We start from the raw sequence: 18,743 nt of genomic DNA, 5'->3' as shown, positions 1-18,743 counted from the left end.
CCATGAGCAATCTATTGACCATCCGCAATCTCGCGGTCAGCTTCGGCGGCCTGCCCGCGGTCGACCGCATCAATCTCGACGTCGCGCCCGGTGAAGTGGTCGGCGTGGTTGGCGAATCGGGCTCGGGCAAGAGCGTGACGATGATGGCGCTGATGGGCCTGATCGACGCGCCCGGCAAGGTCACCGCCGACGAAATCACGTTCGACGGCAAGAACCTGCTGAACGCCTCCGCCAGACAACGCCGCAAGATCATCGGCAAGGACATCGCGATGGTGTTCCAGGACGCGCTGACGAGCCTGAACCCGAGCTACACGGTCGGCTATCAGATCAAGGAAGTGCTGAAGCTGCACGAAGGCTTGCGCGGTGGCGCGCTGGACAAACGCGCGCTCGAACTGCTCGACCAGGTCGGCATTCCCGATGCGAAAAGCCGCATTGGCTCATTTCCGCATCAGATGTCGGGCGGCATGAACCAGCGCGTGATGATCGCGATGGCGATCGCCTGCAACCCGAAGCTGCTGATCGCCGACGAGCCGACCACCGCGCTCGACGTGACGATCCAGGCGCAGATCATGGAACTGTTGATGCGCCTGCAGAAGGAACGCGGCATGGCGCTCGTGCTGATTTCGCACGATCTGGCCGTGGTCTCCGAAGTCGCGCAGCGCGTTGCCGTGATGTACGCGGGCGAGGTGATCGAGACAAACAAGGTGCCGGACATCTTCGCCGCGCCTCATCATCCGTACACGGAAGCGCTGCTGGCCGCGATTCCCGAGCACAACGTGGGCGCGGTGCGGCTCGCGGCGTTGCCGGGCATGGTGCCGGGCCGCGACGACCGGCCCAAGGGGTGCCTGTTCGCACCGCGCTGCAAGTACGTGATCGACGACTGCATGAAGGCCCGCCCCGCGCTCGCGCCGCTGCCCGCTCACGCCGACTTCACGCGCGTGCGCTGCATCAAGCCGCTGAACCTCGAGAAGGACGCCAACGTTTACACGCAAGGAGGCGCCCGATGAGCGCAGTACCCGAAACCCGTCGCCAGTCGGACCGTACTGGCGATCACGTGCTCGTCGCCGACCAGCTCGCGCGCTACTACACGGTCAAGCGCGGCATGTTCGCGCACGGCACGGTGAAGGCGCTGAACGGCGTGTCGTTCGCGCTCGACCGCGGTAAGACGCTGGCGGTAGTCGGCGAGTCCGGCTGCGGCAAGTCGACGCTCGCGCGTCAGTTGACGATGATCGAAACGCCGAGCGCGGGCCGCTTGCTGATCGACGGCGAGGACGTGGCCGGCGCGAATCACGAGAAGATCGCGGCGCTCAGGCGGCGCGTGCAGATGGTGTTCCAGAACCCGTTTGCGTCGCTCAATCCGCGCAAGACGGTCGAGCAGACGCTCGGCGAACCGCTTGCGATCAACACGCAGATGAGCGCGACCGAGCGCGCCGAACGCATCGCGCAGATGATGCGCACGGTCGGCCTGCGCCCCGAGCACGCGAAGCGCTATCCGCACATGTTCTCCGGCGGCCAGCGTCAGCGTGTCGCGATCGCTCGCGCGATGATCCTCGATCCGCAGATCGTCGTCGCCGACGAACCGGTGTCCGCGCTCGACGTGTCGATCCAGGCGCAGATCCTGAACCTGTTCATGGATCTGCAGGATCAGTTCAAGACGAGCTACGTGTTCATCTCGCACAACCTGTCGGTGGTCGAGCATATCGCCGACGACGTGATGGTCATGTACTTCGGCGGCGTCGCCGAACTCGGCGACAAGCAGCGCATCTTCTCGAAGCCGCGCCACCCCTACACGCGGGCGCTGATGTCGGCGACGCCGTCGATCTTCGAGGCGGACCGCACGATCAAGATCAAGCTGCAAGGCGAAATGCCGTCGCCGCTGAATCCGCCGTCGGGCTGCACGTTCCATCAGCGCTGCCCGTACGTGATCGACCGCTGCCGCGGCGAGGTGCCGAAGCTGCGAGAAGTGGATGGCCGCCTCGTCTCGTGTCACCGCGCCGAAGAGGTGGGGGACGTGGATGCCTGATGCGGTGGCGGCGCGTCGTCTTGCGCGCCGCTTGTGTCGGGGCGGCTGGGTGGCCGCCTGCGCGCTGTCGGTTGGCGTGGCGCAACCCGGCATCGCTGACGCCGCCGGTGCGGCGGCCAACGCGCCAGGCCCGGCGGCTCGTCCGGCGGTCACGGTGCCAGCCGCGCCACCGCCTTCCATTGCGCCGCCACCGGCACCGGGCACCACGGCGAGCGGCCCGGTGCGCCAGCAACCGGCGCGCATGCCGTTCTACGTCGCGACCCGCGGCAATACGACGATCTACGTGCTCGGCACGCTGCACGTCGGCGATCCCGCCGACTATCCGGCGGGGCAGCCGTTCCGCGCGCCGATCCTCGCGGCGCTAGCCGCGTCGCCGACGCTCGCGCTCGAACTGTCGCCCGACGAGCTGCTGGTGTCGCAGGACGACGTTTCGAAATACGGCGTGTGCAAGCACGACTGCCTGCCGGGCCTGCTGCCCGAGCCGCTGTGGCACAAGCTCGCGTTGCGGCTGCGCGGCAACCCGGCCGCGCTCGATGCGATCAAGAACATGCGGCCGTGGCTCGCGTCACTCGTGGTCGAGACCTACGACTCGCTGTCCGCGGGTCTGCAAACCGAGTACGGAACCGAAGCGCAATTGCAGAACGTGTATCTGAAGACGCGCGGCAAGATCGTCGGACTCGAAACGCTCGCGCAGCAGATGCGCTCGTTCACCGGACTGGCGGCCGCGCAGCAGCGCGAGATGCTCGCGCAGGATCTGGTGCAGACGCCCGCGCAGAACGTCGAGGACGTGCGCACGCTGCATCGGCTATGGCGGGTCGGCGATGCCGATGCGATCGCCGCGTGGCAGGCTGCCAAATCGGAGAAGCTCGCGCGCGATCCGCGCATCTCCAATTCGATCGACAAGCGGATCGTCTACGAGCGCAATCGCCGCTTCGTCGCGAAGATTCTGCAACTCGCCGCGCCGAACAGGCCGCTGTTCGTCGCGATCGGCGCGCTGCATCTGGGTGGACCGAAGGGCGTGCTGCAGCTGTTGCGGCAGCACGGCTTCGTGGTCGAGGCGGGGTGAGTCGGATCGAGGCTGCAGCCGTAGCGGCGGGATCGATCAGTAGGCAACTGCAGGCCGCCGTATAGCGCGATCGCCGTGCTGAGCAGGCCATCGCGATCAGCGCCGTGAACCTCTCTCGCACATTTCTCGGAGGAGTCCGAGTCCTGCCGCATCCTGCGCCTGTTAGCTTCGTCAAAATTTTCCGCAAACGGCTAACAGGAAGGAGATCCAAAGATGGCACAGGACATCTTTATCAAGATCGATGGTATCGATGGCGAATCGCAGGACGCGGCTCATCTCAACGAGATCGATGTAATCGGGTGGCGCTGGCAAGATGCACAGCCGGCGAGGATGCTCGCCGGTTCAAGCCGACATGTTCCGACAGCCACGGTTTCCGACCTTGAATTTACTCATCTGATGGACCGTGCCAGTCCGAATCTGGCGAAATACTACTTCTCCGGAGAGCATATCTCCGAAGCGAAACTCACGGTGCGAAGAGCCGGCGGTGTTCCTCACGAGTACGCAAGAATCACGATGTACGACGTGATCGTCTCTTATGTTGAACCTATTGGAGGCGGTCATTGCTGCCACGAACAGGTGCGTCTGTCATTTGCAAGAATGAAGCACGAGTACATATTGCAGAACAATCAAGGTGGAAGTGGGGGCACGGTGACCGCCCTCATAGACATCCGGGCAAACAGGCAGGGTTAATCAAATGCCTGTGTCCTGCACATTTACATTGAATCGACGCCCCCTGTCGATTTTGCTTTGTCCCGGTTTTGGTGGTGTTCCTGCATTTTCGGGTAATGGGCGATATATCGATGACCCGGATTCCACAAAAGTGGTAAGCGCTGGCGCTATTCCCGTAGGCGAGTATTACATCGTCGATAGGGAAAGCGGGGGCATTTCGGTTGGCTCTGGGATGCCGCCAAAGACTTATGGGCGGACACGCACCGCGCGGAATGGTTTGCTTTGTACCACAATGATCAACATATTGATGATTGGACCTTCGTAGACGGTGTGCGACGCGGTAACTTTCGATTGCACCCGGTAGGACGATCCGGAGAAAGCGACGGTTGCATTACGCTTTCGTCCCGCGAGCAGTTCAAGGCGCTGCGGTCATACCTGAAAGCACAGCCTTCCGCGTTCATTCCCGGAACGATGACCCGCTACTACGGCACCATCAACGTAAAATGAAAAAGGTGCTGATTTGTGTTGCGCTCGCACTGGCGCTGACGCTTCCCATTGCAGTGGGAATTGCCCGCATGCCGGGTATTGATACTTGGTTTGCGAGCGGTGCGGGCTATGAGTTTTTTGCCCCGCTCTTCAAAGGGCTAGATTCGGTCGGCGGAGAAAACAACACGGACATCATCGTCGCAACGTTGTTCGTTGTCAGTTTTTTGGTTTCGCTGATGTTAGCCGTTGTTTCTTTAGCGATGGTTAGTCATTTGCGTCGTACGCACCGCCGTTGAGAGCGGGCATCACGATAGATGCTCCGGCTGGCTAACGCCCCGCGTGACAGCGGCGCGCGCGCGGTACAAACGACGGAGATGCCAACCCTCAAACGCGCGCGGCGCCCGCTGCGTGCACTTCGATGCCGGCGTCGTTGAGCGCGCCGCGGATGCGTCGCGCAAAGGCGAGCGCATGCGGGCCGTCGCCATGCAGGCAGATGGTCTGCGCGTTCAGCGCCACCCATTGTCCGTCGACGGCTTTCACGCGTTGCTCGCGGATCATCGCGAGCGTGCGCGCGAGCACTTCGTTCTCGTCGGCGAGCAACGCGCCCGGCTCGTTTCGCGGCACGAGCGAGCCGTCGGCTCGATAGCCGCGGTCGGCGAACACTTCCTCGATCGCGGTCAGGCCCGCGTTGCGCGCTGCGCTCACGAGCCCGCTGTTGGCGAGCGCGAACACCGCGACCGACGGATCGAAGTCATGTACCGCGGAGACGATCGCGTCGGCGATCTTCGCGTCGCGCGCGGCCTGGTTGTACAGCGCGCCGTGCGGCTTCACGTGCGCGATGCGCCCGCCCTCGGCCTGCGCGATCGCCGACAGCGCGCCGAGCTGATACAGCACGCCCGCGTAGATCTCGCCCGCCGGCAGATCCATTTCCTTGCGGCCGAAATTCTCGGGATCGTTGAAGCTCGGATGCGCGCCGATCGACACGCCTTTCTGCACGGCCCAACGCACGCAGTCGCGCATCGCATTGGGGCCGCCCGCATGCCAGCCGCACGCGATGTTGGCCGAGCTCACGAGGTCGAGCAGCGCCTCGTCGGAGCCGCAGCCCTCGCCGAGATCGGCGTTCAGATCGATTTCCATGGGGAGTCCTTTAGTCACTGTTACAGCGCCGCGAGCGCGGCCTGGCGTGCGCAACGCTCTTCATGCATCGCGATCGCGGCATCGATCTGCCGCAGGTACGCGCGTTCTTCAAGCAAAGCCTGGCGTGCCTCGTAGTGCGTCGCCGGGATGAAACGGACCGCCGCGTTCAGGCGCACCTGCGCGAGCTTCCACAAATCGGCCTGGATTACCGCACCGATCTTCGGATAGCCGCCAGTGGTCTGTGCGTCGCTCATCAGCACGATCGGCTGGCCGTTCGGCGGCACCTGGATCGTGCCGGGCAGCACTGCGTGCGACAGCAGATCGGTGTTGTGCGTGCGTTTCAGCCCGGTGCCGGCGAGACGGTAGCCCATGCGATTGCTGTTCGGCGTGACGAGCCACTCGTCGGACCAGAATGACTGCTGCGCGTCCGGGGTGAAGCTGTCGTATTCGGGGCCGCGCAGCACGCGAACCGGTATCGCCCACGGCACGCCCGACGGATGCCGGCCGCGCCGCAGCGGCTCGTGGACCAGCACGAACTTGCACCAGGCGGGCGCCTTCACGCCGAACTCGGGCGCCTCGGGCGTGAAGCCGAACTGGCCGCGCTGCGGCGGCGCGCCGACCGGCAGACGGTCTCCGTCATTCAGCGCGCGGCCGCCGAGTCCGCCGAAATGGCCGGCGAGGTCGGTGCTGCGCGAGCCGAGCATCGGCAGCACGTCGATGCCGCCCGCCACGCATATATAGCCGCGCATGCCGCGCTTCGCCGCGTTCAGCACGAGCTCCTGGCCGGCCTGCACGGGCAAGCTCCACCACGAATAGACCGGTTTGCCGTCGAGCGTTGCGCCGAACTCAGCGCCGGTGATCGCGACGCGCGTGGCGCGCAGGAAGCGCAGCACAGTCGGGCCGAAGGTGATTTCGAGGCCGGCCGCGTCGGGGCGGTTGCCCACCAGCCGGTTGCCGACTTCGAGCGACAGACGATCGAGCGCGCCAGCCATCGCGACGCCGAGATGCCGGTAGCCGTGGCGGCCGAGGTCCTGGATCGTGGTCTGCAGACCCGCGCGGATCACGTCGATCATGCGTGGATCCCCGCGATCGTGAAGCGCACCCGGTCGCCGGGCTGCAGCAGTGTGGGCGGGCGGCTCGCCGGATCGAACAGCGGCACCTCGGTGCGGCCGATCAGCTGCCAGCCGCCCGGCGACTCCGCGGGATAAATCCCGGTCTGCTCGCCGCCGATGCCGACCGAGCCCGCCGGCACCTCGAGCCGCGGCGACGCGCGACGCGGCGTGTGCAGCGCGGCGTCGAGCCCACCCATATAGGCGAAGCCGGGCTGAAAGCCGAGAAAGAACACCACGTAGGCGCCGCTCGCATGCCGCTCGACGACCTCGCGCGCGCGCAAGCCCGTGTGTTCGGCGACAGCCTGCAGATCGGGACCGAAGGCGCCGCCGTACTGCACCGGAATCTCGACGTTGCGCCCCGGCGCGGCGGCTTTGGCCACCGCGTTCCAGGCCGTGAGCAACTGCTTGCCGAGCGCGTCGGCGTCGGTCTCGAGCGGGTCGAACACGAGCGTCAGATTGTTCATGCCGGGCACGACTTCGAGCACCTGCGGCCAGTCGCGTGCGGCCATGGCTGCGGCCCAGACGCGCTGCTGGCACTCGAGCGTGGCGGGCGGCGGCGCTTCGCAGACGAGCGCGGCGTCGCCGAGGGGAATGATTCGTGGTTGGCTCATGACTGGGCGGCCCGGGTCGAGTCGGAAAATGAGGCGGACGGCGCGGCGCGTTGGCGCATGCCCGGCACGAAGTCAGCGGCGTTTGGAGCGTACATTATCAATAAAATATCGACGATTTACCAATAAGCGTTTTTGCCAGACTCGTCGGCGACGGGGCATCGTCGTACACTTGCGACACTTTTCCAGCCCATTTCCGTCCCGGGAACCTCGTATGACGCGTCATCCCACCAAGATCGTTTCGTCGGAACACCTCGTCTCCGACAGCAGCGCGGAACTGTCCGAGCTCGAATACGCGTTGATCATGGCGGGCAATGCGTTCAACCGCTGGATGGTGCGCTGCATGTCGGCGGCCGGTGACAAGGACATGACCGCGATCGAGGTGTCGCTGCTGCACCACGTGAGCCATCGCGAACGCCGCAAGAAGCTCGCGGACATCTGTTTCGTGCTGAACATCGAGGACACGCACGTGGCGACTTACGCGTTGAAAAAGCTCGTAGCTAGAGGGTATGTAAAAAGCGAAAAGACCGGCAAGGAAGTGTTCTTTTCCGCCACCGACGCGGGCCGCGAACTATGCCTGAAATATCGCGAGGTGCGCGAAAACTGCCTGATCTCGACGCTCAAGGAAAGTGGCCTCTCCAACCAGCAGATCGGCGAGGCCGCGCAGCTGATGCGCAATGCGTCGGGCTTGTACGATACGGCCGCGCGCGCGGCGGCTTCGCTGTAGCGGCCCAGGCGTCGCGCATTGCGCGCGTTCTATGGCGCGTTCAGGTCGGCAGCGCCGGATGAAACCCCGCTTCGGTCACGATCAGATCGAGCGGAATGTCATGCGCCTCGCGGCCCAGCGTGTCGGTGCGGCACGCTTCGTACGCGATGCCGACCGTGATCGGCTTGTGCGCGGCCGGCCAGCCGGCTAGCGTGCGGTCGTAATAGCCGCCGCCGTAACCGAGGCGGTAGCCGTCCGAGTCGAAACCCACGCAGGGCACGAACAGCAGTTCGGGCAGCACGACGCGCCCCGAGGTGGGCTCGGCAATCTTGTGATGGCCGATTTTCATCAGCGTCACGGGGGTCCACGCATGGAATTCGAGCGCCATGCCACGTTCTTTAATGATTGGCAGACTGGCTTCGTGATGCGGATTGGCCGCGAGCCAGATCCCGATCGCGCCGCGCGCGTCGAACTCGCCGACGAGGGGCCAGTAGAATCCCACGCTGCATACCGCGTAGTGCGTCAGCGCGTCGAGCATTCGACGCCCGAGCGCGGCATTCTTCGCTGGCTCGGAAGCCGCTTGCAGACGGCTTTCCAGCAACATCCGGCGCAGCGCCTTTTTCGCTGCCGGGACAGGGTTGCATGCTATGCTTTGGTCCAATTCGCGCTCCAGAAACAACGATGTCAAAACGCCTTTTTCGAGTATATCGCGCGGCCGGTATCGCGCTGGCCGCAGCGGCACTCGTGGCCTGCAGCACTGCCTCGGCCGTCAAGCCCCTTCCGCTCTCGCAACCCACGAACGACGACCAGATTTTCGTCCAGCTACGCGAAGCCGCGCGCAATAACGACGCGCCGCGCGCAGCCCAGCTTGCGAGCATGATCCCGAATTATCCGGCGCCCTCGTATCTGGAGTATTTCCAGATCAAGCCGCAGCTGTTCGATTCGACCGGCCATGCGCGCATCGACGCGCCGGACGCGCCGGTGCTCGCGTTCCTGCAGAAGTACGACGGCCAGGCGATCGCCGATCGCATGCGCAACGACTACCTGACCGTGCTCGGCACGCGCCACGACTGGCGCAACTTCGACCAGCAGTACGCGAAGTTCGTGCTCGACGACGACACTCAGGTGAAGTGCTATGCGCTCGAATCGCGCGCGTCGCGCGGTGAGAACGTTGCGGAGGCGGCGCGAGCGCTGCTCGTCGATCCGAAATGGTACGGCGACGGCTGCGTCGATCTGATCACGGTGCTCGGCGTGAACCGCCAATTCAGCGCCGACGACATCTGGCAGCAGATCCGTCTCGCGTACGAGCAGAACTACACGAGCACCGGCAGCAAGCTCGTCGACGCGCTCGGCGACCAGCCGCCCGACCCGGTGCTGTTCGGCCAGGCGACCAGTACGCCGCCGCTGTTGCTCGCGCGCGGCGTCGGGCCGGATGCGCCGTCGCATCAGCTGGCGCTGCTCGCCATCACGCGCATGGCGCGCAACGATCCGGCGATGGCCGCGGCCACGTTCGCGGCGGTCGCGCCGTCGCTGAATTCGCCGGAGCGCGCGATCGGCTGGGGCACGATCGGCTATCAAGGCGCGCTCAAGGGGACGCCTGGCGCGGTCGACTGGTTCCGGCTGTCGGCGAACGCGCCGCTGTCCAATCCCGCATACGAATGGCGCACGCGCAGCGCGCTGCTCGCCGGCGACTGGAACATGGTGCGCTGGTCGATCGAGCAGATGCCCGAGTCGCTGCGCAAGCAATCGTCGTGGGTGTACTGGCACGCGCGCGCGCTGAAGCAGGCCGGCGACACGGCCACGGCCAGCGAGGAATTCCAGTCGATCGCGTCGAACTTCAACTTCTACGGCCAGCTCGCGCTCGAAGAGCTCGGTCAGAAGATCACCGTGCCGCCGAAAACCACCGTGACCGACGCTGAAGTGCAGCAGGCCGGCACCACGCCGGGCTTCGATCTCGCGCAGCGCTTCTATGCGCTGAACCTGCGGCTCGAAGGCAATCGCGAGTGGAACTGGCCGTTGCGCAACATGTCCGACCGGCAACTGCTCGCGGCCGCCGAGTACGCGCGCCGCATCGAGCTGTACGATCGCACCGTCAACACCGCGGACCGCACGAAGAGCGAGCACGATTTTTCGCTGCGCTATCTGTCGCCGTTCCGCAACATCGTCGAGCAGGACGCGCAGTCGAGCGGGCTCGACGTCGAGTGGGCGTACGGGCTGATCCGCCAGGAGTCGCGCTTCATCATCAACGCGCGCTCTGACGTCGGCGCCGGCGGACTGATGCAGCTGATGCCCGCCACTGCGCAACTGGTCGCGAAGAAGATCGGTCTGGGACCGGTGTCGCGCGAGCAGATGAACGACATCAACACCAACATCCTGCTCGGCACGAACTACCTGGCGATGATCTACAATCAGTTCGACGGGTCCGCCGTGCTGGCCACCGCTGGCTACAACGCAGGTCCGGGCCGTCCGCGCAACTGGCGGCAGTCGTTGCAGCGCCCGGTCGAAGGCGCAATCTTCGCCGAGGCGATCCCGTTCCAGGAAACTCGCGACTACGTAAAGAATGTGCTGTCCAACACGGTCTACTACGCGGCATTGTTCGAAGGCCGTCCGCAATCGCTGAAGGCGCGCCTGGGTTACATCGCACCGTAAGCGCCTTGCCGCCGCAATCTCGCTTCGAGGTTGCGGCGCGCCTCGCCAGCCGTTGCCGCGGCTTCCATCAGGGAGTCGAAAATGCGACATCAAGCCATCGCGATCATCGGCGGCTCAGGGTTTATCGGCAGCTACGTCGTCAACGCGCTCGTCGAGATGGGCAAGGACGTGCGCGTTGCCACGCGGCGACGCTACAACGCGCGCCATCTGACCATGCTGCCGATCGACGTGCTCGAAACCGACGTGTTCGACCCGGTGCAGCTCGCGCGCTTCGTCGAAGGCGCGGATTGCGTGATCAACCTCGTCGGCATCCTGAACGGCAAACGCGGCAAGCCCTATGGGCGGGAATTCGCGCATGCGCACGTCGAGCTGCCGACACGCATCGTCGCCGCCTGCGAAGGCAAGGGCGTGCATCGGCTGATTCATCTGAGCGCGCTCGGCGCCAATCCGAGCGGCCCGAGCATGTACTCGCGCTCGAAAGGCGACGGCGAGAAAGCCGTGCATGCCGCGAGCGTCGCGTGGACGATCTTCCGGCCGTCCGTCGTGTTCGGCCCCGAGGATGCGTTTCTGAACAAGTTCGCGTTCCTGCAGCGCGTGTTTCCGGCGATCCCGCTCGCGATGCCGGACGCGCAGTTCCAGCCGGTCTATGTCGGCGACGTCGCGAAGGCGATCGTCAACGTGCTCGATTTCGATGGCGCGAGCGGGCGCACTTATGAGCTCGGCGGCCCGACCGTCTATACACTCGAAGACCTGGTTTCGTACTGCGGCGACGTGATCGGCAAGCATGCGCGCATCATCCGTCTGCCCGAGCCGCTCGCGCGCCTACAGGCGCTGAGCTTCGAAATGGCGCCGGGCGAACCGGTGATTTCGCGCGACAATCTCGATTCGATGAAGGTCGCCAATATTCTGAGCGGCCCGCTCGCGCCCGAACTCGGACTCGAACCGGTCAGCATCGAAGCGATCGTACCGACGTATCTGACCGGCGCGGCCAAAGGGTCGCGACTCGACACGTTCCGCGCCAGCGCTGGGCGCTGAGACCCATTCCTCACTTCCTGACAAAAAGCATGAAATTGCTGATTGGTGACAAGAACTATTCGTCGTGGTCGATGCGTCCGTGGCTGCTGCTCAAGCACTTCGGCATTCCGTTCGACGAGCAGCTGATCTGGCTGTACGAGCCGGACACGAATGTAAAGATCCGCGCTCAGGCACCGCGCGGACCGGGCAAGGTGCCGTGCCTGATCGACGACGCGGGGCGGGCCGTGTGGGAGTCGCTCGCAATTGCCGAAACGCTGGCCGAACGCTACCCGCAACATGCGCTGTGGCCGCGCGACGCGGCTGCGCGCGCACACGCGCGCAGCATCAGTGCCGAGATGCATGCGAGCTTCGGCGAATTGCGCTCGAAGATGTGGATGAACATCCGCGCGTCGTTCCCGGGCAGGAACGCGACGCCGGGCGCACTTGCCGATATCGCGCGGATCGAGGCGATCTGGCGCGACTGCCTCGAAACCTACGGCGGCCCGTTCCTGTTCGGTGAATTCTGCATTGCCGACGCGATGTACGCGCCGGTCGCGATGCGCTTCAACACGTGGAAGCCGGCGTTGTCGGAGACCGCGGCCGCCTATGTCGAGCGGCTCACCGCGCTGCCCGCGGTCAATGAATGGATCGACGCCGCGCGCCGCGAAACGCACGCGATCGCCTATCAAGACGAATGCCCATGAATATCTACGCAGTGGGCGGCGCGATCCGCGACGAGCTGCTCGGCGTGCCGGTGCAGGACCGCGACTACGTGGTGGTGGGAGCGACACCCGAGCAGATGGTCGCGCAGGGCTATCGGCCGGTGGGCAAGGACTTTCCGGTATTTCTGCATCCGCAGACGCATGAGGAGTACGCGCTCGCGCGCACCGAGCGCAAGACGGCGGCCGGCTATCACGGTTTCCAGTTTTTCTACGCGCCCGAGGTGACGCTCGAGGAGGATCTCGCGCGCCGCGATCTGACGATCAACGCGATGGCGCGCGAGGTGCGCCCGGACGGCGAGCTGACCGGCCCGGTCATCGATCCGTTCAATGGCCAGGCCGATCTGCAGGCGCGGCTTTTTCGCCACGTCAGCGCCGCGTTCCTCGAAGATCCGGTGCGGATTCTGCGCATCGCGCGGTTCGCGGCGCGTTTCGTCGATTTCACGGTCGCGCCGGAGACGCTGGCGCTGATGCGCGAGATGATCGCCGAGGGCGAAGCCGATGCGCTGGTGGCCGAGCGCGTGTGGCAGGAGGTGTCGCGCGGATTGATGGAGAAGCAGCCGTCGCGGATGTTCGACGTGCTGCGCGACTGCGGCGCGCTCGCGCGGATTCTGCCGGAGATCGACGCGCTGTTCGGCGTGCCGCAGCGCGCTGACTATCATCCCGAGGTGGATACCGGCGTTCACGTGATGATGGTGCTCGACCATGCCGCACAGCAGGGTTACTCGCTGCCGGTGCGCTTCGCGGCGCTGACGCACGACCTCGGCAAGGCGACCACGCCGGAGAACCTGCTGCCGCGGCACGTTGGCCACGAGGGCCGCAGCGTCGATCTGCTGAAGCCGCTGTGTGAGCGGCTGCGCGTACCGAACGAGTGCCGCGATCTCGCGGTGCTGGTCGCGCGCGAGCACGGCAATATACATCGCGTGATGGAGATGGGGGCGGCGGCTCTGGTGCGGCTGCTCGAGCGTAGCGACGCTATCAGGAAGCCGACGCGCTTTGCCGAGGCATTGCAGGCCTGCGAGTCCGATGCACGCGGGCGGCTCGGCTTCGAGATGAGCGAGTACGCGCAGGCGGAGCGACTGAGGGTTGCGCTGGTGGCCGCGCGAGGCGTGGACGCGGGGGCGGTCGCGAAGCGGCTCGCCGATGCGCCGGCCGGCATCAAGGACGCCGTCCATCAGGAGCGGGTTCGCGCGGTGGAAGCGGCGCTTGCCTGAGGTGGCGGTGGCCTGATGTGGCGCGCGGCGCCTACAACGCCCGCGCGAGTAGCGACAACAGCATCGACAGCACGAGCGTCGACATGAACGGAAACGGATACTCGCGGCCGAACAGCCGCAAGGTCACGTCGCCGGGCATCCGGCCGATGCCGAGCTTCCTCAGCCACGGCCAGCACGACGACAGCACCGCGACGGCAATGAAGGTAGTCAAAAGCCAGCGGATCATCGCGACTCCTCGAACCGGGGCGAATTCGGAATCACAGCGTGTGCGAGCGGTCGCCGCTCGAAAAGGCGCGCAGCGTGTCGTCGAGTCCGCGCGAAAACGCGATCACCTTGAAGAGTTCGCCCATCTCCGCCTCGGACAGCAGCTTCTGTACCGCGTTGGCGGCGGGCAGAAAGCGCGCGGGGTCGGCGGGATCGATTTCGCCGAGCGCCTCCGTGACGCCCGCGTTCAGCAGGAAGCGCGCTTGCGACGTGAAGCCGAGCAGGTCCGCGCCGGTCTCGACGCCCGCTTCGGCGATGCCGGTGAATTCGACGTGCGCGGTGATGTCCTGCAAACCGGGATACAGGAACGGGTCGCCGTGCGCGCGGTGCCGGTAGTGGCACATCAGCGTGCCCTGCGCGCGCTGGCCGTGATAGTACTCGTGGCGCGGAAAGCCGTAGTCGATCAGCAGAATCGCGCCGCGCGCGAGCATCGTGCAGATCGTGCGCGTGAAAGCGCGCGCGGCCTCGTGCGTTTCGGTCACGTAGTCGTCGCCAGCGTGGTCGCGGGTTGCATCGATTTCCGTGAGCAGCGCGAGATCCGCGGCGGCCGCGGCAGGGCGGTCGTCGAACGCCAATGCGCCGTCGCGCCACACCACGCCGCGCTCGTGCCAGACGCCGCCGCGTTGCGCGAAGAGCCGCACCGGCATTGCGTCGAGCACCTCGTTGCCGATCACCACGCCTTCGAAGCGCTCCGGCAATGCGTCGAGCCAACGTACTTTCCCGACCAGCGCGGGCGCGGCCGCCGCGATCGTTTCGCGCTGCCGCTCGCGCAGCTCACCCGACAGATCGACGATCGAATAGCTGTCGAATTCGGCGCCGAGCGTGTCGAGCGCATTGAGCAGCCCTGCGGCGAGCTTGCCGGTGCCGGCGCCGAACTCCATCACGTTGCGCGTGCCACTCGCCTGCAACGCTTCGGCGACCGGGCGCGCGAGCGTCGCGGCGAACAGGGGCGACAATTCCGGCGCGGTGACGAAGTCGCTGCCGTCGTCAGCGCGCAGGCCAAATTTGCGCGCACCGCCGCTGTAGTAGCCGAGCCCCGGCGCGTACAACGCGCGCTCCATGTAGCGGTCGAACGGCAGCCAGCCGTCGGCGGTGTCGAGCTGCTTGCGGATCTCGGCGACGAGCGCGTCGGACTGCGCGAGCGCGCTCGGGCCGGGAGCAGGTAAACTATCGGGCTGGTGAGCTTTCGGATTCATCCCCGCATTGTAAATGACCGTTTCTCCGGACAACGCTGCCCGCGCGGCCGAAGTGCCGCCCCAAACGCCCCGCGTCGCGCTGATCACCGGCGCCGCGCGCCGCATCGGGCGCGCGCTCGCGCTCGGCTTTGCCGCGCGCGGCTGGGACGTGGCCGTGCACTACGGCGCCTCGCGTGAGGACGCCGACGAAGTGGTCGCGCAGATCGTCGCGCTGGGCCGCCGCGCGGTCGCGCTGCACGCCGAACTCGGCGACGAGGCGCAGGTCGTGCGGCTGCTGCCGGACTGTACCGCCGCGCTAGGGCGCCCATCCTGCGTCGTCAATAACGCGTCGCGCTTCGAGGAAGACACGGCGCGCGACATCGGCTACGAGCTGCTGCTGAAGCTGACCGCGATGAACCTCGGCGCGCCGCTCGTGCTCGCGCGCATGCTTTACGACGCGACGCCCGATGCGGCGTTGCGCGACGAGAGCCAGCGCGGTGTCGTCATCAATGTGCTGGACCAGAAGCTGTACAACATGAACCCGGACTATCTGTCGTACACGCTGTCGAAGGCGGCGCTGCAGACCGCGACGGTCGCGCTCGCTCAGGCGCTCGCGCCGAAGCTCCGGGTGGTCGGGCTCGCGCCCGGCCTGACCATGCAATCGGGCGACCAGACCCACGACGGGTTCGAGGCCGCTCACCGTATGACGCCTCTTGGCCGTGCGTCGCGGCCCGAGGATATCGTCGCCGCCGCGCTGTATCTCGCGGATGCAGCCGGCGTCACCGGAACGACGCTGGTGGTCGACGGCGGGCAGCATCTGGTGCCGCTGCCGCGCGACGTGATGTTTTTGACGGGCGCCTGACACGCGGGCGCGGCTTGCCTCGCCGAGGCGGCCGTTGCGTGTGGTGAAGCGCCCCCTTGCGTGCCCCGCACGCTTTTTTGACTGGAACGAACATGTTTGCCGCTCTTTCGCACCCCCGGCTCGCCGATTGCCGCCGGCTTTTTCTGCGCAATTACGAAGTGCACATCAATATCGGCGTGCACGACTTCGAAAAGCGCGGCGAGCAGCGCGTCGTGATCAACGTCGAACTGTTCGTGCCGCTCGCGATGTCCACGCCGGTGCAAGACAAGCTCAACGAAGTCGTCGACTACGACTTCATGCGCTCGACGATCGCCAAGCGCGTCTCGCAAGGCCATATCCATCTGCAGGAAACGCTGTGCGACGACCTCGTGCGCGCGATGCTCGAACATCCGCAGGTGCGCGGCGCGCGCGTGTCGACCGAAAAGCCGGACGTGTATCCGGACTGCGATGCGGTCGGCGTCGAAGTCTTCCGCATCAAGGAGGACTGAACGATGAACGCACCGGAAATCCTGAACGCAGGCAACCAGGCCGCCGAGGCCACCGCGGCGACCAGCGCCGCCCGCGCCCCGAAATCGCCGCTCACGCGCCGCGAGCAGAAGGAAGCGTACGAGAACAACAAGCTGTTCAAGCGGCTCGCGCGCCAGGTCGGCCAGGCAATCGGCGATTACAACATGATCGAGGACGGCGACAAGGTGATGGTGTGCCTGTCGGGTGGCAAAGACAGTTACGCGATGCTCGACATTCTGATGCGGCTGCGCGAGCGCGCGCCGATCAATTTCGACCTCGTCGCGGTGAACCTCGACCAGAAGCAGCCGGGCTTCCCCGAGCACGTGCTGCCCGAATATCTGACGCAGCTCGACATCCCGTTTCACATCGAGAACCAGGACACCTACAGCATCGTCAAGCGGCTGGTGCCGGAGGGCAAGACCACCTGCTCGCTGTGCTCGCGGCTGCGGCGCGGCATCCTGTACCGCGTCGCGGGCGAGCTCGGCGCGACCAGGATCGCGCTCGGCCATCATCGCGACGACATCCTGCAGACGCTGCTGCTGAACCTGTTCTACGGCGGCAAACTGAAAGGCATGCCGCCCAAGCTGCAATCGGACGACGGCAAGAACATCGTGATCCGGCCGCTCGCCTACGTGAAGGAAACCGATCTGGAGAAGTACGCGGAGCTGCGTAAATTCCCGATCATTCCGTGCAATCTGTGCGGTAGCCAACCGAACCTGAAGCGTGCGGAAATGAAGGCTCTGGTCCGCGACTGGGAAAAGCGTTTCCCGGGCCGCATCGAGAACATGTTCAACGCGTTGTCGAACGTGGTGCCGTCGCATTTGATGGATCACCAGCTGTTTCCGTTCGCGGGGCTGCGCGCGACCGGCGAGGCCGATCCGCAAGGCGATATCGCGTTCGACGAAGAACCGTGCTCGACCGGCGACGACGGTGCGCCGCTCAGCGGGAAGACGATCCCGTTGGTCCAGTTCGACGACCTGTAACTGGCGAAACGTGCCGGTTTTGGCGGCATTCCGGCGGTTTTCCGCTGGAATGCAAGTGCTGCAGAGGCCGCGTCAGCGGCCTTTTTTGCAGGTGCAGCATGATAGAATCGTGCGCTCCAAACTCGTCTATTTGCCGACGCCATGAACATCGTTATTTTGGCGGCAGGCACCGGCAAGCGCATGCGGTCCGCGCTTCCCAAGGTGCTCCATCCTCTGGCCGGCCGGCCGCTCCTCGCTCATGTCATCGACACCGCCCGCGCGCTGAAGCCCGCGCGGCTGATCGTCGTGATCGGCCACGGTGCCGAAGCCGTGCGTGAAGCCGTCGCGGCGCCCGATATTCAATTCGCGGTGCAGGAGCAGCAGCTCGGCACCGGCCACGCGGTGCAGCAGGCGCTGCCGCTGCTCGATCCTTCGTTGCCCACGCTGGTGCTCTATGGCGACGTGCCGCTCACGCGCGCGCAAACGCTGCGCGCGCTGACCGAACGCGCGGGCCGGGACGGCTACGGCGTGCTGACCGTCACGCTCGACGACCCGACCGGCTATGGCCGCATCGTGCGCGATCCGCAGGGCAAGGTGCGGCGCATCGTCGAGCAGAAGGACGCGAGTCCCGAGCAACTGAAGATCGCCGAGATCAACACCGGCATCATCGTCGCCCCGACCGCGCGCCTCGCCGGCTGGCTCGCGGCGCTCAAAAACGACAACGTGCAAGGCGAGTTCTATCTGACCGACGCGGTCGAGATGGCGATCGAAGCCGGCATCGAAGTCGTCACCACGCAGCCCGACGACGAGTGGGAAACGCTCGGCGTCAACAGCAAGCAGCAACTCGCCGAACTCGAGCGGATTCACCAGCGCGATGTCGCCGACGCGCTGCTGGTCGCCGGCGTGACGCTCGCCGACCCGGCGCGTGTCGACGTGCGCGGCACGCTCGAATGCGGTCGCGACGTGTCGATCGACGTGAACTGTGTGTTCGAAGGCCGCGTCACGCTGGCCGATAATGTCAGCATCGGGCCGAACTGCGTGATCCGCAATGCGAGCATCGGCGCGGGCACGCGCGTCGACGCGTTCACGCACATCGAAGGTGCGCAAGTCGGCGCGAAGGCCGTCGTTGGTCCGTATGCGCGCTTGCGCACAGGCGCCGCGCTGCAGGACGAGTCTCATGTAGGGAACTTCGTCGAGATCAAGAATGCGGTGCTTGGTCACGGCTCGAAAGCCAACCACCTCACCTACCTCGGCGATGCAGATGTCGGCGCGCGCGTGAATATCGGCGCGGGCACGATCACCTGCAACTACGACGGCGCGAACAAATTCCGCACCGTGATCGAGGACGACGTGTTCGTCGGCTCGGACACGCAACTGGTCGCGCCGGTGCGCGTGCAGCGCGGCGCGACGATCGCGGCCGGCACCACGGTTTGGAAAGACGTCGCCGCCGACGCGCTGGTGCTGAACGACAAGACCCAAACGAGCAAAACGGGCTACGTGCGCCCGGTCAAAAAGAAAAGCTGATCGATACGGCGTGCCCACGAGGCGCGCTCACTGAATCCGGCACTGA

Annotated in this window: 20 protein-coding genes and 1 pseudogene; 15 read left to right on the top strand and 6 right to left on the bottom strand. The window is 65.7% G+C overall.

Annotated features, from left to right (window positions below):
* Positions 1-2: 2 nt before the first annotated feature.
* The 6 genes and pseudogenes from OKW43_RS12520 to OKW43_RS12495 all read left to right on the top strand — a co-directional run bounded on the left by OKW43_RS12520 (position 3) and on the right by OKW43_RS12495 (position 4,540).
* Positions 3-1,007 (top strand): ABC transporter ATP-binding protein, encoded by a 1,005-nt coding sequence (locus tag OKW43_RS12520; protein ID WP_187632589.1) that lies wholly within the window; start codon positions 3-5, stop codon positions 1,005-1,007.
* Entirely contained in the window at positions 1,004-2,023 is a 1,020-nt protein-coding gene (locus OKW43_RS12515) for a peptide ABC transporter ATP-binding protein (RefSeq protein WP_187632590.1), read from the top strand. Before OKW43_RS12520 ends, OKW43_RS12515 begins: the two co-directional genes overlap by 4 nt.
* Positions 2,016-3,089, top strand: coding sequence for a TraB/GumN family protein (locus tag OKW43_RS12510; RefSeq protein ID WP_429447626.1), 1,074 nt, complete (start codon positions 2,016-2,018; stop codon positions 3,087-3,089). Before OKW43_RS12515 ends, OKW43_RS12510 begins: the two co-directional genes overlap by 8 nt.
* A gap of 213 nt (positions 3,090-3,302) precedes the next feature.
* Complete coding sequence (locus tag OKW43_RS12505; RefSeq protein ID WP_429447624.1) at positions 3,303-3,779, top strand: Hcp family type VI secretion system effector; 477 nt, start codon at positions 3,303-3,305, stop codon at positions 3,777-3,779.
* A gap of 4 nt (positions 3,780-3,783) precedes the next feature.
* A pseudogene (locus tag OKW43_RS12500) lies at positions 3,784-4,265 on the top strand (DUF2778 domain-containing protein).
* Complete coding sequence (locus OKW43_RS12495; RefSeq protein ID WP_429447622.1) at positions 4,262-4,540, top strand: hypothetical protein; 279 nt, start codon at positions 4,262-4,264, stop codon at positions 4,538-4,540. The pseudogene OKW43_RS12500 and the gene OKW43_RS12495 overlap by 4 nt, the downstream one beginning before the upstream one ends.
* Before the next feature lie 88 nt (positions 4,541-4,628).
* On the opposite strand, the gene pxpA is transcribed toward OKW43_RS12495, so the two are convergent.
* From pxpA to pxpB, 3 genes are read right to left on the bottom strand one after another with little or no spacing between them, the layout of a single operon-like run.
* Positions 4,629-5,381, bottom strand: coding sequence for a 5-oxoprolinase subunit PxpA (gene pxpA / locus OKW43_RS12490; protein WP_429447620.1), 753 nt, complete (start codon positions 5,379-5,381; stop codon positions 4,629-4,631).
* A gap of 20 nt (positions 5,382-5,401) precedes the next feature.
* Complete coding sequence (locus OKW43_RS12485) at positions 5,402-6,454, bottom strand: biotin-dependent carboxyltransferase family protein (protein WP_187632593.1); 1,053 nt, start codon at positions 6,452-6,454, stop codon at positions 5,402-5,404.
* Positions 6,451-7,104 carry a 5-oxoprolinase subunit PxpB gene (gene pxpB / locus OKW43_RS12480; protein ID WP_429447618.1) on the bottom strand — a complete coding sequence of 218 codons (654 nt, stop codon included), beginning with the start codon at positions 7,102-7,104 and terminating at the stop codon, positions 6,451-6,453. Before pxpB ends, OKW43_RS12485 begins: the two co-directional genes overlap by 4 nt.
* Before the next feature lie 211 nt (positions 7,105-7,315).
* Here pxpB and OKW43_RS12475 point away from each other — a divergent pair, with 211 nt between their 5' ends.
* Positions 7,316-7,828 (top strand): winged helix DNA-binding protein, encoded by a 513-nt coding sequence (locus tag OKW43_RS12475; protein WP_187632595.1) that lies wholly within the window; start codon positions 7,316-7,318, stop codon positions 7,826-7,828.
* Between the two features lie 40 nt (positions 7,829-7,868).
* Here the strand turns inward: OKW43_RS12475 and OKW43_RS12470 are convergent, their stop codons facing one another.
* On the bottom strand, positions 7,869-8,411 hold the full coding sequence (locus OKW43_RS12470) for a 5-formyltetrahydrofolate cyclo-ligase (protein WP_429451647.1): 543 nt from the start codon (positions 8,409-8,411) through the stop codon (positions 7,869-7,871).
* Positions 8,412-8,488: 77 nt separating this feature from the next.
* On the opposite strand from OKW43_RS12470, the gene OKW43_RS12465 reads away from it, so the two are divergent.
* The 4 genes from OKW43_RS12465 to OKW43_RS12450 all read left to right on the top strand — a co-directional run bounded on the left by OKW43_RS12465 (position 8,489) and on the right by OKW43_RS12450 (position 13,403).
* The gene (locus OKW43_RS12465; protein ID WP_429447615.1) at positions 8,489-10,456 is read left to right on the top strand and encodes a transglycosylase SLT domain-containing protein; all 1,968 of its coding nucleotides are present in this window, start codon (positions 8,489-8,491) and stop codon (positions 10,454-10,456) included.
* Between the two features lie 81 nt (positions 10,457-10,537).
* Positions 10,538-11,491, top strand: a complete 954-nt coding sequence (locus OKW43_RS12460) for a complex I NDUFA9 subunit family protein (protein ID WP_429447613.1) — start codon at positions 10,538-10,540, stop codon at positions 11,489-11,491.
* A 29-nt stretch (positions 11,492-11,520) separates the two neighbouring features.
* Positions 11,521-12,174, top strand: a complete 654-nt coding sequence (locus OKW43_RS12455; RefSeq protein ID WP_429447611.1) for a glutathione S-transferase family protein — start codon at positions 11,521-11,523, stop codon at positions 12,172-12,174.
* On the top strand, positions 12,171-13,403 hold the full coding sequence (locus tag OKW43_RS12450; RefSeq protein ID WP_429447609.1) for a multifunctional CCA addition/repair protein: 1,233 nt from the start codon (positions 12,171-12,173) through the stop codon (positions 13,401-13,403). The genes OKW43_RS12455 and OKW43_RS12450 overlap by 4 nt, the downstream gene beginning before the upstream one ends.
* A 31-nt stretch (positions 13,404-13,434) precedes the next feature.
* Here the strand turns inward: OKW43_RS12450 and OKW43_RS12445 are convergent, their stop codons facing one another.
* Together OKW43_RS12445 and OKW43_RS12440 are read right to left on the bottom strand one after the other, a co-directional pair.
* On the bottom strand, positions 13,435-13,629 hold the full coding sequence (locus OKW43_RS12445) for a DUF2905 domain-containing protein (protein ID WP_167047497.1): 195 nt from the start codon (positions 13,627-13,629) through the stop codon (positions 13,435-13,437).
* A gap of 31 nt (positions 13,630-13,660) precedes the next feature.
* Entirely contained in the window at positions 13,661-14,863 is a 1,203-nt protein-coding gene (locus tag OKW43_RS12440) for a class I SAM-dependent methyltransferase (RefSeq protein WP_429447607.1), read from the bottom strand.
* Between the two features lie 13 nt (positions 14,864-14,876).
* On the opposite strand from OKW43_RS12440, the gene OKW43_RS12435 reads away from it, so the two are divergent.
* From OKW43_RS12435 to glmU, 4 genes are all read left to right on the top strand, one after another.
* Positions 14,877-15,704 carry an SDR family oxidoreductase gene (locus OKW43_RS12435; RefSeq protein WP_187632601.1) on the top strand — a complete coding sequence of 276 codons (828 nt, stop codon included), beginning with the start codon at positions 14,877-14,879 and terminating at the stop codon, positions 15,702-15,704.
* Between the two features lie 92 nt (positions 15,705-15,796).
* Positions 15,797-16,192 carry a dihydroneopterin aldolase gene (locus tag OKW43_RS12430; protein ID WP_187632602.1) on the top strand — a complete coding sequence of 132 codons (396 nt, stop codon included), beginning with the start codon at positions 15,797-15,799 and terminating at the stop codon, positions 16,190-16,192.
* A 3-nt stretch (positions 16,193-16,195) separates the two neighbouring features.
* Positions 16,196-17,194 (top strand): tRNA 2-thiocytidine(32) synthetase TtcA, encoded by a 999-nt coding sequence (ttcA, locus tag OKW43_RS12425; RefSeq protein ID WP_187632603.1) that lies wholly within the window; start codon positions 16,196-16,198, stop codon positions 17,192-17,194.
* A 141-nt stretch (positions 17,195-17,335) separates the two neighbouring features.
* Positions 17,336-18,697, top strand: a complete 1,362-nt coding sequence (gene glmU / locus OKW43_RS12420) for a bifunctional UDP-N-acetylglucosamine diphosphorylase/glucosamine-1-phosphate N-acetyltransferase GlmU (protein ID WP_187632604.1) — start codon at positions 17,336-17,338, stop codon at positions 18,695-18,697.
* The last annotated feature ends 46 nt before the right edge of the window (positions 18,698-18,743 follow it).

This window comes from Paraburkholderia sp. WC7.3g (genome assembly GCF_050436345.1).
Lineage (GTDB): Bacteria > Pseudomonadota > Gammaproteobacteria > Burkholderiales > Burkholderiaceae > Paraburkholderia > Paraburkholderia podalyriae.
This window is presented reverse-complemented; position numbering and strand designations above follow the sequence as displayed.